The organism is Paracoccus sp. S4493 (assembly GCF_000967735.1).
Taxonomy (GTDB): domain Bacteria; phylum Pseudomonadota; class Alphaproteobacteria; order Rhodobacterales; family Rhodobacteraceae; genus Paracoccus; species Paracoccus marcusii.
Genome location: NZ_JXYF01000050.1, coordinates 1 through 419 on the forward strand (window position 1 = coordinate 1; position 419 = coordinate 419).

1 protein-coding gene is annotated in these 419 nt (G+C 68.5%); it reads right to left on the reverse strand.

Annotated features, from left to right (window positions below; translation table 11 throughout):
• Positions 1 to 419, reverse strand: a 419-nt coding sequence (locus TW83_RS09295) for a dihydroxyacetone kinase subunit DhaK (protein ID WP_045982496.1), incomplete at both ends; no start/stop codon positions are given.

Sequence of the window (419 nt, forward strand, 5' to 3'; positions counted from 1 at the left end):
TCTCCGCGCGGAACCGCTGCGATGGCTGCCCCTTCGCGGGCCACCTGACGCGCGCCTTGGGAGGCCACGGTCCCCTTGCGGAAGGCGGGTGCATCAGCAGGCGCACGCCACAGATCGGCCAGCGCATCGTCCAGCCACAGGATCGACAGAGAGCACCCCTCCATGTCCAGGCTGGTCACGAACTCTCCGACCTCGGGGTCGATGACGGTCAGGCCAGCGTCGGTCATCAGCCCGGTCAGGTGATGCCACAGGACAAACAGTTCCTCGTATTTCGTGCGGCCAAGGCCGTTCAGGACCACGGCCACGCGGCCGTCATGGCCTTGGGGCCGTTCCGCCAGCAGCGGCTTCAGCAGCATCCGGGCCAGATCGGCAGCGGGCAGGATGGCCTGCTCGGCGATCCCCGGCTCTCCGTGGATGCC